This is a genomic window from Streptomyces sp. NPDC001137, from assembly GCF_040298885.1.
GTDB lineage: Bacteria > Actinomycetota > Actinomycetes > Streptomycetales > Streptomycetaceae > Streptomyces.
On record NZ_JBEPBA010000005.1, the window covers coordinates 360,451 to 374,494 of the forward strand.

The 14,044-nt window shown below is 69.7% G+C and carries 10 protein-coding genes; 6 read left to right on the forward strand and 4 right to left on the reverse strand.

Translation table 11 applies throughout. From position 1 onward, the window contains the following. The first annotated feature begins 48 nt into the window (after positions 1-48). The 4 genes from ABT254_RS12890 to ABT254_RS12905 all read left to right on the forward strand — a co-directional run bounded on the left by ABT254_RS12890 (position 49) and on the right by ABT254_RS12905 (position 6,466). A complete protein-coding gene (locus ABT254_RS12890; protein ID WP_344401850.1) occupies positions 49-1,275 on the forward strand; it encodes a thiolase family protein in 1,227 nt (408 codons plus the stop codon). Continuing rightward, positions 1,272-3,398, forward strand: a complete 2,127-nt coding sequence (locus tag ABT254_RS12895; RefSeq protein WP_351467738.1) for a 3-hydroxyacyl-CoA dehydrogenase NAD-binding domain-containing protein — start codon at positions 1,272-1,274, stop codon at positions 3,396-3,398. The genes ABT254_RS12890 and ABT254_RS12895 overlap by 4 nt, the downstream gene beginning before the upstream one ends. A 171-nt stretch (positions 3,399-3,569) precedes the next feature. After that, entirely contained in the window at positions 3,570-4,994 is a 1,425-nt protein-coding gene (locus ABT254_RS12900; protein ID WP_351467741.1) for a cellulose binding domain-containing protein, read from the forward strand. Between the two features lie 32 nt (positions 4,995-5,026). Then, positions 5,027-6,466, forward strand: a complete 1,440-nt coding sequence (locus ABT254_RS12905; RefSeq protein ID WP_351467743.1) for a polysaccharide deacetylase family protein — start codon at positions 5,027-5,029, stop codon at positions 6,464-6,466. 39 nt (positions 6,467-6,505) lie between these two features. On the opposite strand, the gene ABT254_RS12910 is transcribed toward ABT254_RS12905, so the two are convergent. The 3 genes from ABT254_RS12910 to ABT254_RS12920 form a co-directional block, all read right to left on the reverse strand. After that, entirely contained in the window at positions 6,506-8,215 is a 1,710-nt protein-coding gene (locus tag ABT254_RS12910) for a glycosyltransferase (protein ID WP_351467746.1), read from the reverse strand. After that, complete coding sequence (locus ABT254_RS12915) at positions 8,212-9,480, reverse strand: nucleotide sugar dehydrogenase (protein WP_351467749.1); 1,269 nt, start codon at positions 9,478-9,480, stop codon at positions 8,212-8,214. Before ABT254_RS12915 ends, ABT254_RS12910 begins: the two co-directional genes overlap by 4 nt. Positions 9,481-9,792: 312 nt before the next feature. Continuing rightward, a complete protein-coding gene (locus ABT254_RS12920) occupies positions 9,793-10,809 on the reverse strand; it encodes a DUF8189 domain-containing protein (RefSeq protein WP_351467752.1) in 1,017 nt (338 codons plus the stop codon). Between the two features lie 324 nt (positions 10,810-11,133). On the opposite strand from ABT254_RS12920, the gene ABT254_RS12925 reads away from it, so the two are divergent. Together ABT254_RS12925 and ABT254_RS12930 are read left to right on the forward strand one after the other, a co-directional pair. Further along, the gene (locus ABT254_RS12925; protein ID WP_351467755.1) at positions 11,134-12,024 is read left to right on the forward strand and encodes an NAD(P)-dependent oxidoreductase; all 891 of its coding nucleotides are present in this window, start codon (positions 11,134-11,136) and stop codon (positions 12,022-12,024) included. A 35-nt stretch (positions 12,025-12,059) separates the two neighbouring features. Then, positions 12,060-12,431, forward strand: a complete 372-nt coding sequence (locus ABT254_RS12930; protein WP_351467758.1) for a PIN domain-containing protein — start codon at positions 12,060-12,062, stop codon at positions 12,429-12,431. A gap of 108 nt (positions 12,432-12,539) precedes the next feature. Here the strand turns inward: ABT254_RS12930 and ABT254_RS12935 are convergent, their stop codons facing one another. Continuing rightward, the gene (locus tag ABT254_RS12935; RefSeq protein WP_351467761.1) at positions 12,540-14,042 is read right to left on the reverse strand and encodes an amino acid permease; all 1,503 of its coding nucleotides are present in this window, start codon (positions 14,040-14,042) and stop codon (positions 12,540-12,542) included. Positions 14,043-14,044: the final 2 nt, after the last annotated feature.

Consider the following 14,044-nt stretch of genomic DNA (forward strand, 5'->3'; position numbering starts at 1 on the left):
CGCTTGCGCCGTGCAGCAGTGCCATCCCGCATCTGGAGGAGAGCCATCGTGCCTCGTACCGTCAGGGACGTCGTCTTCGTCGACGGCGTCCGTACCCCGTTCGGCAAGGCGGGCCCGAAGGGCATCTACCACGAGACCCGCGCCGACGACCTCGTCGTGAAGGCGATCCGGGAGCTGCTGCGCCGCAACCCCGGCCTCGACCCCAAGAAGATCGACGAGGTCGCCATCGCCGCGACCACGCAGATCGGTGACCAGGGGCTCACCCTCGGCCGCACGGCCGGCATCCTCGCCGGGCTGCCGCAGTCGGTCCCGGGCTACTCCATCGACCGCATGTGCGCCGGCGCCCTGACCGCCGTGACGACCACCGCCGGTTCGATCGCCTTCGGTGCCTACGACGCCGTCATCGCCGGTGGTGTCGAGCACATGGGCCGCCACCCGATGGGCGAGGGCGTGGACCCGAACCCGCGCTTCGTCAGCGAGAAGCTGGTCGACGAGTCCGCGCTCTTCATGGGCATGACCGCGGAGAACCTGCACGACCGCTACCCGACGATCACCAAGCAGCGCGCCGACGAGTACGCCGTGCGCTCGCAGGAGAAGGCCGCCAAGGCGTACGCCAACGGCAAGATCCAGCAGGACCTGGTGCCGATCTCGGTGCGCCGCACCAACGCCGAGGCCGGTGAGACGGGCTGGGGCCTGGTCACCGCCGACGAGCCGATGCGCCCGGGCACCACCCTGGAGAACCTCCAGGGCCTGAAGACGCCGTTCCGTGTGCACGGCCGCGTCACCGCCGGTAACGCCGCCGGTCTGAACGACGGTGCGACCGCCTCGATCATCGCCTCCGAGGACTTCGCCCGCGAGAACAACCTGCCGGTCAAGATGCGCCTGGTCTCGTACGCCTTCGCGGGCGTCGAGCCGGAGGTGATGGGCTACGGCCCGATCCCGGCGACCGAGAAGGCCCTCGCCAAGGCCGGTCTGTCGATCGAGGACATCAACCTCTTCGAGATCAACGAGGCCTTCGCCGTCCAGGTGCTCGCCTTCCTGGAGCACTACGGCATCGCCGACGACGACGCCCGTGTGAACCAGTACGGCGGCGCGATCGCGTACGGCCACCCGCTGGCCTCCTCCGGCGTCCGTCTGATGACGCAGCTGGCCCGCCAGTTCGAGGAGCAGCCGGAGGTCCGCTACGGCCTCACCACCATGTGTGTCGGCTTCGGCATGGGCGCCACGGTGATCTGGGAGAACCCGAACCACAAGGACGCCGGAGGCAACAAGTGAGCACCACCGAACTCCTGAAGGGCGCGGCCGAGCTGTTCCCGGACGAGGTCGTGACGTCCGCGCACGTACGCCACCTCGACCTGCCGTACGGCGCCGGTCGATTCGCGCTGATCACGCTGGACAACGGCTTCGACCACACCAAGCCGACCACCTTCGGCCCGGCCTCGCTGGCGAACCTCAACACCGCCATCGACCAGGTCGAGAAGGAGGCCTCGGCCGGCGAGATCGTCGGTGTCGGCATCACCGGCAAGCCCTTCATCTTCGCCGTCGGCGCCGACCTCAAGGGCGTCGAGCTGCTGAAGGAGCACAAGGACGCGCTCGCCATCGGCAAGGGCGGCCACGAGGTCTTCAAGCGGCTGTCGGGCCTCGCGGTGCCGACCTTCGCGTACTACAACGGTGCCGCGATGGGCGGTGGCGTCGAGGTCGGTCTGCACTGCAAGTACCGGACCGTCTCCAAGGCGCTCCCGGCGTTCTCGCTGCCCGAGGTCTTCCTCGGGCTGGTCCCGGGCTGGGGCGGCTGCACGATCCTGCCGAACCTCATCGGTGCCGACAAGGCCGTCTCGGTGATCATCGAGAACAGCCTCAACCAGAACAAGCAGCTGGGGGGCCAGCAGGTCTTCGACCTCGGTATCGCGGACGCGATCTTCGAGGGCGCGGACTTCCTGGAGCAGTCGCTGATCTGGACCGCTCAGGTGCTGAAGGGCGACATCGAGGTCGAGCGTCCGGTGATCGACCGCGGTGAGGCCTGGGACCAGGCGGTCGCCAAGGGCCGGTTCATCGCGGACTCCAAGGTGCACGGCGCCGCCCCGGCCGCCTACCGCGCCCTCGACATCATCGCCGCCGCCAAGAACGGCGACCTCCAGCAGGGCTACGACGCCGAGGACAAGGCGCTCGCCGACCTGATCATGGGTGGCGAACTGCGCGCCGGCATCTACGCGTTCAACCTGGTCCAGAAGCGCGGCAAGCGTCCCGCGGGCGCCCCGGACAAGAACCTGGCGCGTCCGGTCACCAAGGTCGGCGTGGTCGGCGCGGGCCTGATGGCCTCGCAGCTCGCCCTGCTCTTCCTGCGCCGCCTGGAGGTGCCGGTCGTGCTGACCGACATCGACCAGGAGCGCGTCGACAAGGGTGTGGGCTACGTCCACGCCGAGATCGACAAGCTGCTCGGCAAGGGCCGTATCAACCAGGACAAGGCCAACCGCCTCAAGGCCCTGGTCACCGGTGTGCTGGACAAGGCCGAGGGCTTCTCCGACGCCGACTTCATCATCGAGGCCGTCTTCGAGGAGATCGGCGTCAAGCAGCAGGTGTTCGCGGAGGTCGAGGCGGTCGCCCCGGCGCACGCGATCCTCGCCACCAACACCTCCTCGCTTTCGGTGACGGAGATGGCGTCGAAGCTGAAGAACCCCGAGCGGGTCGTGGGCTTCCACTTCTTCAACCCGGTCGCGATCCTCCCGCTCCTGGAGATCGTGCGCGGCGAGCAGACCGACGACGCGTCGCTGGCCACCGCCTTCGCCGTCGCCAAGAAGCTCAAGAAGACCGCGGTGCTGGTGAAGGACGCCCCGGCGTTCGTCGTGAACCGCATCCTCACCCGCTTCATGGGCGAGATCCAGAACGTCATCGACGAGGGCACCCCGGTCGAGGTCGCCGAGAAGGCCGTCGAGCCGCTCGGCCTGCCGATGTCCCCGCTGGTGCTCCTGGAGCTGGTCGGCCCCGCGATCGGTCTGCACGTCTCGGAGACCCTCAACCGGGCCTTCCCGGACCGCTTCACGGTCTCCCCGAACCTCGCGGCCGTCGTCAAGGCGGGCAAGCGCGGGTTCTACGTCTACGACTCCGGCAAGCCGGAGCTGGACCCCGAGGTCGCCGCGCTCCTCAAGCAGGGCGATGTCGTCCTGATCGAGGAGCAGGTCCGTGACCGTGTCCTCGACGCCGTCGCCCAGGAGATCGGGCTCATGCTCGACGAGGGCGTCGTCGCCGAGGCCCAGGACATCGACCTCTGCCTGATCACGGGCGCCGGCTGGCCCTTCCACCTGGGCGGCATCACGCCCTACCTGGACCGCGAGGGTGTCTCGGAGCGTGTGAACGGCAAGAAGTTCCTGGCTCCGGGCGTGGCAAGCGTTCCCGCGTAACGGCACTGCCCTGCAAGGGGGCGGGCGCCCGGTATCGATCCGGGCGACCGCCCCCTTTGCTATGCGTTTACCGTTAGGATCTCCACACACCCAGATCACATTCTTCACATTCACTTTTCGTTCCTGATCAGAGACGGGTCGGAACGTATCGATTTCCTGCGGAGGAACTCCGTGGCGTCCACCCGCCGCCGCCAACAACCCCGACGTCGGGTGTGGCCCAAGGTCAAGCTGCTGCTTCTCGTTGCGGTGGTGGCCGCGGGCGCCACGGCCCTGTATCCGATCTGGCGCAAGGCGAACCCGGACCCGCCCGAGCTCACCGTCCGGTACCGGACGGCCACACCCGCGACGGCCACGACGGCCGAGCCCTCGCTGGAGATCTTCAACGGGTCGAAGAAGCCGCTGCCGCTGAGCGAGGTGACGCTGCGGTACTACTTCACCGCGGACGGCGGCTCGTACGCCTTCAACTGCGTCCAGGCCGCCTTCGGCTGCTCCGACGTCGCCGGGAGCGTCGTCGAGCTGGACAGGCCGGCCAGGACCGCCGACCACTACCTCGAGCTCAGGTTCACGGGCGGCGCGGGCACGCTGCAGCCGGGCGCCAACAGCAAGGGCATCGACGTCCAGCTGTACCGCGTCGACCACAGGAAGCTGGACCAGTCGAACGACCGCTCCTTCGACGCGGAGAAGACGACGTACAAGGAGTCGAAGACGGTCACCGCGTACAAGCGCGGGATTCTCGCCTGGGGTGAGGAGCCGGACGGCACGAAGCCCGACGACGACAAGAACGCCTCCAAGGACGCCGCCCGTCCGGCCCCTGACGTCCCCTCCGGTGTCCTCTTCGACAACTTCCACTACACCGGCCCGAAGGACCCCGCGCTGTTCAAGCACGGCTGGCTGGTCCGCACGAGCGAGGGCGGGCCCGGCATCCACGACACGTGGTCGGCCGACGGCGTCACCTTCCCCTCCGACAAGGACGCCCTGGGCGACGGCCAGGTACTCAATCTGCGTGCCCGCACGGACGGTACGAAGGCCGGCACCGAGCAGGCCAGTGTGGGCACTTCGCGGCGCGAGTTCCGTTCCGGGACGTATGCCGCCCGGATCCACTTCAGCGACGACCCCACGTCCGGCAAGAACGGCGACCACGTCAACCAGACCTTCTACACCATCGGCGGCAAGGGCTCGATGTACAGCGAGCTCGACAACGAGTACCTGCCGAACGGGGGGTGGGGCCGGCTCGGCCCCAAGCTGGACAACGTGACCTGGCACACCGTCGAGGACCGTGTGTACAACACGACCGTCAAGAGCCTGGCCGGCTGGCACACCGTCGTGATGACCGTCAAGGACGGCGTGGTGACCTATCGCGTCGACGGCAGGAAGATCTACAGCACCAGCGGCAAGTACGCCCCGCGCGCCGGCATGTCCGTGAACTTCAACACCTGGTTCATCGACCTGCCCTTCAAGGGCGGCGAGCGCGCCTGGGACATGAAGGTCGACTGGCTCTACTACAACGCCAAGGACGCGCAGTCCCAGGACGACGTGAACGCGGCGGTCAAGGCCTACAGCGCGAACGGCATGAACTACTTCGACACCACATCCTGAGCCGGGGGGCCAGTATGAATTGGGGGGCACGCATGAGCCGTGGAAAGGCGCGGGACGCGCAGGGGTTGAGCCGCCGGTCGGCACTGCTACTGGCCGGAACCGCGGGGCTGGCGACCGCCGGCGGCGCCTCACTCGGCACCGCTTCGGCCGGGCCGGCGGCCGCCGGCCTCGGGGGTCTGGGCACACCACCGACCTACGCGCCCTCCGGCCGCCGTCCCAGACACCGGCGCGCCACCTGGTCGCAGCAGTTCCAGTCCGGGCACGGCTGGAGCGCCGCGGGCACCGGCACCTCCTCCGCCGACGCGAACGACACCTCGCTGTTCGTGCGCGGCACCCAGTCGGTGCGGGTGACCACCACGGGCGCGGGAAAGCAGTCGTACGTCCGCAAGCTGGGAGGTGCGGCGACGAGCCTGACCGGCAAGGCGATCCGGCTCGTCTTCCGGGTCGACGACACCGCCAACCTGTCCAAGATGTCCTTCTACCTGGGCACCGGCTCGCTCGCGAACCACTTCCTCTGGCAGTTCCACACGCACTCCGCGACGGCCGCGAACTACGTGCAGTCGGGCGAATGGGTCACCGTGCACCTGCAGTGGGCCGACGTCACGAGCGCGGCCGGGACGTACTCGATCTCGTCCACCGGAGTGCCGTCCACCACGACGGGCTTCACGGACATGTCCTTCGCGGTGTACGACAACGCGGGCGGCCCGGTGACGTACCACCTCCAGGCCGTCGAGCTGATCCCGGACACCTCGTCCGTCTTCCCCAAGGGCGTCGTCTCGATCACCTTCGACGACTCGCACACCTCCGTGCACGGACTGGCCCGTCCGGTGATGGACGCGTACGGCTACTCCGGCACCGTCTACAACATCGCCGACGCCATCGGCAGCGGCGCATATCTGACGGTTGACCAGATGCGTTCGCTGCAGGACTTCTCGGGCTGGGAGATGGCCGGGCACGCGTATGCGACGAGCGCGCACACCGCGAGCTACAGCGCCCTCACCGCGCAGCAGGTGGACGACGATCTGCGGACCCTGCGGGAGTGGCTGGTGGGCAACGGCTTCACCAGCGAGCACTTCGCCTATCCGCACGGCGCCTTCGAGAAGACCACGGACGGCGTGCCGGTGGACCAGATCGCGAGCCGGCACTTCACCACCGCCCGGTCGATCGTCTCCGAGACCATCGAGTCCTTCGCGCCCGCGATGCCGTACCGCCTGAAGGCGCTCACCGGCATCACCGACGGCTCGGGAGTCGGCGGTACGGCGCTGGCGAACCTGACGGCGGCGGGCGGCCGGCTCGACCGGTGCGCGCACAACGGGGACTGGCTGATCCTCTGTCTGCACCGGATCGTGGCCGGGGCTCCGGCGGCCAGCACGGAAATCAGCAGGGCGGGCCTGGACACGCTGATGAAGGCGATCGCCGACCGGGGGATTCCCGTGCTGACGGTGGCCGAGGCGATGGCGTACTACTCGTAGGGAACGAGCCGAGGGGGCGGCACGGCCGCCCCCTCACGCTCACCAGCCCTGGCCGCCCTGCTGCCAGGAGGGATCGACGTACTGTCCCTGGTGGCCGGGGTGACTGGGGTCCTGCCCGTTGTAGTACGGGTCGTGCTGCCCGCCCTGCCACTGCGGTTCCGGAGTGCCCCAGGACACCCGCTGCTGGGGCGCGTAGGCGTGCTGCTCGTGGTAGCCGGGCAGCGGCTGCGGCTGGCTGGGGATGGCGGGCGCGACGCGGTGGGCCGTGCGGCGCAGGGCCACGCCCTCGAGACGCATCAGCTGGAGCGTCTCGGTGACCTTCTTGTCGGAGTACGGATCCTCTTCCTCGAAGATCTCCGTCACGTCGGACTCGTGATCGCCGGCCACGGACACCTCGACGCCGGCCTGCCGGGTGCCCCAGCTGCCCTTGTGCAGGGTGAGCAGGGCGTAGAACCGCAGCGGGGTGAGCAGCGTCAGCTGGATCACGCCGTAGATCGGCGCGAGCAGGAACATGCCGAAGCGCTTGATGAAGCCCATGCCGCGGCGCGGGAAGTCGAGATAGCGGACGTTGCGGAGGTAGCCCATCAGCACCATGAAGACCAGGTAGTCGCCGATGTGGGCGACGAAGCGGTCCGGATGCAGGATCGGCGTGATGACCATCGAGTAGAACATCGCGGTGCCGAAGACCAGCCACAGCGCGAGCTCCATGCAGGTCAGCCAGAAGGCCGGGCGGTACTTCTTCTGGTGCGTGAAGGCCCACAGGGACTCGCGGAAGAAGGACTTGTTCCAGCGGACCTGCTGGCGCAGGAAGTGCGGCAGCTTCTCGGGGACGGCCGTATAGCCGACGGCAGTCTCCTGGAAGACGACCTGGCCTTCCATGAGGCAGTAGTTGGTCATCCGGCGGTCGTCACCGAAGACGGCCGGCTTGCCCAGGAACTGCTGGTTCAGGAAGTCCGGCAGGTACTTGCGCACCAGGGTGCCGCGGTACGCGGAGAGCGCGCCGCAGCAGCACAGGACCGACTTCAGACGGGAGTAGGCGGCCCGCTCGAAGAGGAAGGAGTTGCCGTACCTGAGGTCCTGAAGGCGCGTGAAGATGTTGCTGTCGTGGTTGAGCGCCAGCACCATGCCGGTGGAGGCCATGATCTTCTCGTCGGCCAGCGGCAGCAGCAGCTCGCGGACGGTGTCCCGGGACAGGATCGTGTCCGAGTCCACGCACAGGAAGATGTCCGAGTACGGCGCCGCCTCGAAGCCCAGCGCCAGGGCCTCGCGCTTGCCCTTGTTCTCGGGCTGCACGCTGACGGTGTACTTCACCCCGCGGGCCTCGAACTCGCGGCGCATCTTCTTCGCCGCACGGATGCCGCCGGGATCGGCGCTGCAGTCGTCGATGATGTGGATCTCGTTCGGCAGGCGGCTCTGCGCGAGGAGGCTGCGCATGCCCTGCTCGAACATCACCGGGTCCTCGTTGTAGATCGGGATGACCGCGGTGACCCAGGCGTTCTCCAGGTACTCCAGCTCCTCCCGCCCGGCCTTGGCCGGACGGTAGAAGAGGGCGCCGAACATCTTCAGGGCCAGCAGGCCCATGGCGCCCAGCGAGTACAGGTGCAGGGAGCCCGCGTCGAGCCGGGTGACGATCAGTGCGGCGAGGGCGAGGAAGACGAAGTACGAGACCTTCAGGTGCCGGCGCTTGCGGTGCGCGCGGCGGCCGCCGGACTCGACGGCGCTCGGTATGTACGTATCGTCGGCAGTCACAGCTTGACCACCCGCGGGTGGTCGGCGGACTTGCCCCGGGTGTCGAACAGCGCACGGGCGCGGTCGGCCAGCAGACCGAGGTCGATCTCCCGGTGGGACTGGAGCAGGATGGTGAGGTCGGCGGTCTCGGCGGCGGCGAGGTAGTCCTCGGCCCGCTCGACCGGGCTGCCGGCGACCTTCCAGTTCTCGACGCGCGGGTCGAAATAGACGAGTTCGGCGCCCCGGGCGAGGAGGTTCTCGGCGACCGCGAGGGCCGGGCTCTCCCGCTGGTCGGAGATGTCGGGCTTGTAGGTGACGCCGAGCAGCAGCACGCGGGCGCCGCGCACCGCCTTGCCCTGGTCGTTCAGCAGGTCGGCGGCCCGGTTGACGACGTGGACGGGCATGCGCTGGTTGATCTCCTGCGCTAGCTCCACGAAGCGGAACGGGATGCCGAGCGAACGGACCTTGTAGGAAAGGTAGTTGGGGTCGATCGGGATGCAGTGCCCGCCGACGCCGGGGCCCGGGTAGAAGGGCGCGAAGCCGAACGGCTTGGTGGAGGCGCAGCGGATGGCGTCCCACAGGTCGACGCCGATCTCCCGGCAGAACATCGACATCTCGTTGACGAGCGCGATGTTCACATGCCGGTAGGTGTTCTCCAGCAGCTTGGCCATCTCGGCCTCGCGGGTGCTCTTGGCCTCGACGACACGTGTCACGAAGCGCTCGTAGAGGGCGCGGGCGGCCTTGGTGCAGTCCGCGGTGACGCCGCCGACCACCTTGGGCGTGTTCTCCAGGCCGAAGCTGGCGTTGCCCGGGTCGATGCGCTCGGGCGAGAAGGCGAGGTGGAAGTCCTCGCCGACCCTCAGACCGCCGGCCTCGAGGCGCGGGCGGACGACTTCGTCCGTGGTGCCGGGGTACGTCGTGGACTCCAGCACGACGAGGGTGCCCGGAGCCAGGTGGGCGGCGATGTCCTCGACAGCGGCGTTCACCGCGGTCAGGTCGGGGGCGTACTCGGTGAGGGGGGTCGGCACACAGATGACGACGGCGGCGGCGTCGGCGATGACGTCGGGCCGGTCCACCGCTTCGAAGCCCTGCTGGAGCATCACGGCGACCTCGGCGTCCGTGATGTCGTCCACGTGCGAGCGGCCGGAGTTCAGACCGTCGACGACGTTCCGGCTGCGGTCGAGACCGATCACTTTCAGCCCCGCCGCAGCGGCCGAGCGGGCCAGCGGAAGTCCTACGTAACCGAGCCCGACCACGACAAGATCCACCGCAGAGGATCTGCTCACAACATCATTCCCAACCCCGTTGGCACGGCAACAGAAGCGCGGGCGGCTCTCGGCCACCCGCGCTCAAAGAATTCGAACAGGTTCAGGAAGGCTAACAAGACCTTCACATCGTCACCACGAACGCTTCGCGTGCCTCTTGTCACGCCCTTACCTGTACAACCTTTTTCATACCTTGGGTGTCTCCTGTCACTAGCTGCCCTCATGTGGTCTCGTTCGGTCGGTAAACGGAACGACCTGGGGCGCTCGCCGGACGACGGCAGAAACCGGCCACAGCGGTAAGCGGAAGCGGAGGAAGCGCGCGACCGCCGGGCGTCACACCTTGCGCCAGGCCTCCAGCGCCAGCCCCGGCTCGTCCTTGCGTCGGGTGAGCAGGAGCTGTCCGGTGGACGGGGACAACGTTGCCGCCACCACGCGGCCGTCCTCGTCCACCGCGAGGGACACGGCGGCGTCCGCGGGAAGGGCCGGGCCCGACTCGGTCCACCAGGCGCCTGCCGACTCCTGCTCGGTCGGATACGCGGCGAAGGCGACCCGCCCGCTCGCCGAGCGCTGCGCGAGCAGGGTGCAGTCGTGGCCGTCGAGTTCGCAGCGCACCGCGGAGACGGGGCCGGGCCCGGCGGAGGGCAGCAGGGTGACGGGTTTGGCGCCGGGGCGCCAGGCGCACAGGTCTCCCGACTCGTCGGTGTAGAAGAGGGTCGTGCCGGCCGGGGAGGTGGCCAGCGCGTACAGCGTGTCCGGGCGGACCGGCGCCTCCATCGCCTCCTCCAGGGCCGGCTGGGCGGCCGCCTTCTCCTGCCGCCAGTGCAGGATGCCGCCGGGGACGGCCGCGTACACCTCGACGCGCCCCGACTCCCCCGTCACCGCGGCCAGTTCCCCTTGTACGTCATGCCCCTTGAGGTCCCGCCAGGGTTCCCAGCCGCCCTTCTCCTTCTGCGCGACCATGCTCACCCCGCCGCCGTTGTTGCGGACGAAGACGTGGGCGCGCCCCTCGGCGTCGACCGCGACGGCGGGCGGGCCGGTGCGGGATCCCTTCTTGTCCGGGTGCCCGATCGGCGCCCAGTCGAGGGCGGCGAGCCGGGGCCGGAAGTGGGTGGAGTGCACGAGGCCGGCCTCGCCGGACACGGTCGGCCGCCAGGACACCAGATGGGCGTAGGAGTCGCTGCCCTGTCCGACCGCGGGTGAGGGGTGCAGCCTCTGCTCGCCGCCGACCCGGTGCGCGGCCGTCCAGGGGCCGCCGGGCGAGCGCTCCGCCCGGCACAGGAGGGCGTCGTCGGTGGGGAGGTAGACACTGAGCCGGCCGTCACGGCCGCGCAGGAGCCAGTCGCCGTTCACCGCTTCACTCTAAGCGGGGCGACACGCGGGTCGTGGCCCGGCCCCTGGGCCCTGCCGTTTGGATCGGGTCGGCCGCAGGGCACGGTGGCTTGCAGCCACCCCGAGCGGGGTCATGGGGGTCCCCGACGCGGAGCGTCGGCAACCGACGACAACGCCGCTGGGGGTCCCCCACGCCCTTGAGGCAGTGGGGGGAGTGCATGCCAGCCCCCGCGACGCCGAGCCGATCCAGACGGCAGGGCCTGCGTCCTTGGGCGTGCGGCCGGGCGCCGAGCGGGCAGGCTGTCCCCGAGCAACCACAGCAACAGTGAGAAGGAAGCCGAACTCATGACCGACCAGCTCACCGTGGGCGTCCTCGGCACCGGCATCATGGGCGCCGCCATGGCCCGCAACCTCGCCCGCGCCGGCCACCTGGTCCGCGCCTGGAACCGCACCCGCGCCAAGGCCGAGCCGCTCGCCGCCGACGGAGCGCACATCGCCGCCACGCCCGCCGAGGCCGTCCAGGGCGCCGATGTCGTCCTGACCATGGTCTACGACGGTCCGGCCGCCCTGGACGTCATGCGCGAGGCGGCCCCCGCGCTGCGCCCCGGCGCCGCCTGGGTGCAGGCGACTACGGCCGGCATCGAGGCGATCGCGGGACTGGCCGCGTTCGCCGAGGAGCACGGCCTCGTCTTCTACGACGCCCCGGTGCTCGGCACCCGCCGGCCCGCGGAGGCGGGGCAGGTGACCGTGCTGGCCGCCGGGCCCGCCGACAGCCGGGCGGTGGTGGAGCCGGTGTTCGACGCGGTCGGCGCCCGCACGCTGTGGACCGGGGAGGACGGCGCGGCCGGCAGCGCGACCCGGCTGAAGCTGGTCGCCAACAGCTGGGTGCTCGCCGCGACCGCGGCGACCGGCGAGGTGCTCGCCCTGTCCCGGGCCCTGGAGGTCGACCCGCAGAGCTTCTTCGACCTGATCGCGGGCGGCCCGCTCGACATGGGCTACCTCAGGGCCAAGGCGGGGCTGGTCCTCAACGGCCAGTTGTCCCCGGCCCAGTTCGCGGTGGTCACAGCCGCCAAGGACGCCCGTCTGATCGTCGAGGCCGGACAGCGGAACGGAGTCCGTCTGGACGTCGCCGCGGCAACCGCCGAACGCATGGAGCGGGCCGCCGCACAGGGCCACGGCGACGAGGACATGGCCGCCGCGTACTTCGCCAGCTTCGACGAGAAGCCGGTGGACTGAGCGGACGGCTGCGGCAGCTGTGCGAACCTTGCCGCATGACTGAGAGCGACCCCCTGCTCGTGATCGTCGACGCCGCGAACGTCGTCGGGTCGGTGCCCGACGGCTGGTGGCGTGACCGGCGGGGGGCCGCCGAGCGCCTCCGCGACCGGCTCGCGGCCGACGGTCTGCCGGGCCACTCCGGTCCCGTGGAGATCGTTCTCGTGGTGGAGGGGGCGGCGCGCGGGGTGGAGACGGTGCCCGGCGTCCGGGTGGAGTCGGCGCCGGGCAGCGGGGACGACCACATGGTCGACCTGGTCGCCGGGGCGCAGGGCCGCCCGGTCCTGGTGGTGACCGCGGACCGGGAACTGCGGCGCAGGGTACGGGAGTTGGGGGCGTCGGTCTCCGGACCGCGAACTGTCAGGCCGTAGCATGCGCGCGGCTCGTGCGGGCGGGTGGGTTGGCTTGCCCGCGCCGGCGGGGTGCCGCTGCGGCCACCCGTGCCGCCGAGCGGCACGACTGCCCGCAGCGGCAGCGGGCTACTTCAGGACGTCGCCCGTCGTCGTCTGCTCGCCCCGTGCCAGACGGCTGTGGGAGCGGCCGTAGAGGAAGTACACGACGAAGCCGATCACCATCCAGATGGCGAACCGGAGCCAGGTCTCGGCGGGCAGGTTCAGCATCAGCCACAGCGAGGCGCACACCGACAGGACCGGGATGACCGGGACCCACGGGGTACGGAAGGCACGGTGCAGGTCGGGGCGGGTGTTGCGGAGGATGATCACGCCGATCGCGACCACGACGAAGGCGAAGAGCGTGCCGATGTTCACCAGTTCCGCGAGTTCGCTGAGGCTGGTGAAGCCGGCGACGATCGCGATGATCACGCCGAGCAGGATGGTCGGCCGGTGCGGGGTCTTGAAGCGCGGGTGGACGTGCGAGAAGAAGCGCGGCAGCAGCCCGTCGCGGCTCATCGCGAAGAAGACCCGGGTCTGGCCGAGGAGCAGGATCATGCAGACCGTGGTCAGTCCGACGGCGGCGCCGAAGCTGATGAAGCCCGCGAACCAGGGGTGCCCGGTGGCCTTGAAGGCGTCGGCGAGCGGGGCGCTCACGGACAGCTTGGTGTAGTGCTCCATGCCGGTGACGACGATCGACACGGCGACATACAGCACCGTGCAGATGACGAGCGAGCCGAGGATGCCGCGCGGCATGTCCCGCTGCGGGTTCCTGGTCTCCTCGGCGGCCGTGGCGACGACGTCGAAACCGATGAACGCGAAGAAGACGACGGAAGCCGCCGTGAAGATGCCCATCACGCCGAAGTTGGAGGGCGCCCAGCCGAACATCAGCTGGATGAGCGGGGCCTTGAGACTCCCGCCCGCCTCCACCGTCTGCGACTTGGGGATGAACGGCTGGTAGTTGTCGCCCTTGACGAAGAACAGGCCCGCGACGATCACGGTCAGCACGACGGTCACCTTGATGGCGACGACGACGGAGGTGACCCGCGCGGAGAGCTTCGTGCCCACCACGAGGATCGCGGTCAGCACCAGGACCAGGGCGGCGGCGAGGATGTCGAAGCCGAAGCCGTGCGCCCCCTCCCTGCCGCTCAGCCGCTCGGGCAGATGCCAGCCGGCGTTGTCGAGGAGGGAGGCGATGTACCCGGACCAGCCGACGGCCACCACCGCCGTACCGAGCGCGAACTCCAGGACCAGGTCCCAGCCGATGATCCAGGCGGGCAGTTCGCCCAGGGAGGCGTACGAGAAGGTGTAGGCGGAGCCGGCCACCGGGACCGTGGAGGCGAACTCGGCGTAGCAGAGCGCGGCGAGCCCGCAGGCCACGCCGGCCGCGACGAAGGCCAGGGCGACGGCCGGGCCGGCGTTGTTCTTGGCCACCGTGCCGGTGAGAACGAAGATGCCGGTGCCGATGATGACGCCGACGCCGAAGACGGTCAGATCGAGCGCGGACAGGGATTTCTTGAGCGCGTGCTCGGGTTCCTCGGTATCGAGGATGGACTGCTCGACCTTCTTCGTCCGGAAGAGGGTACTGCTCATGG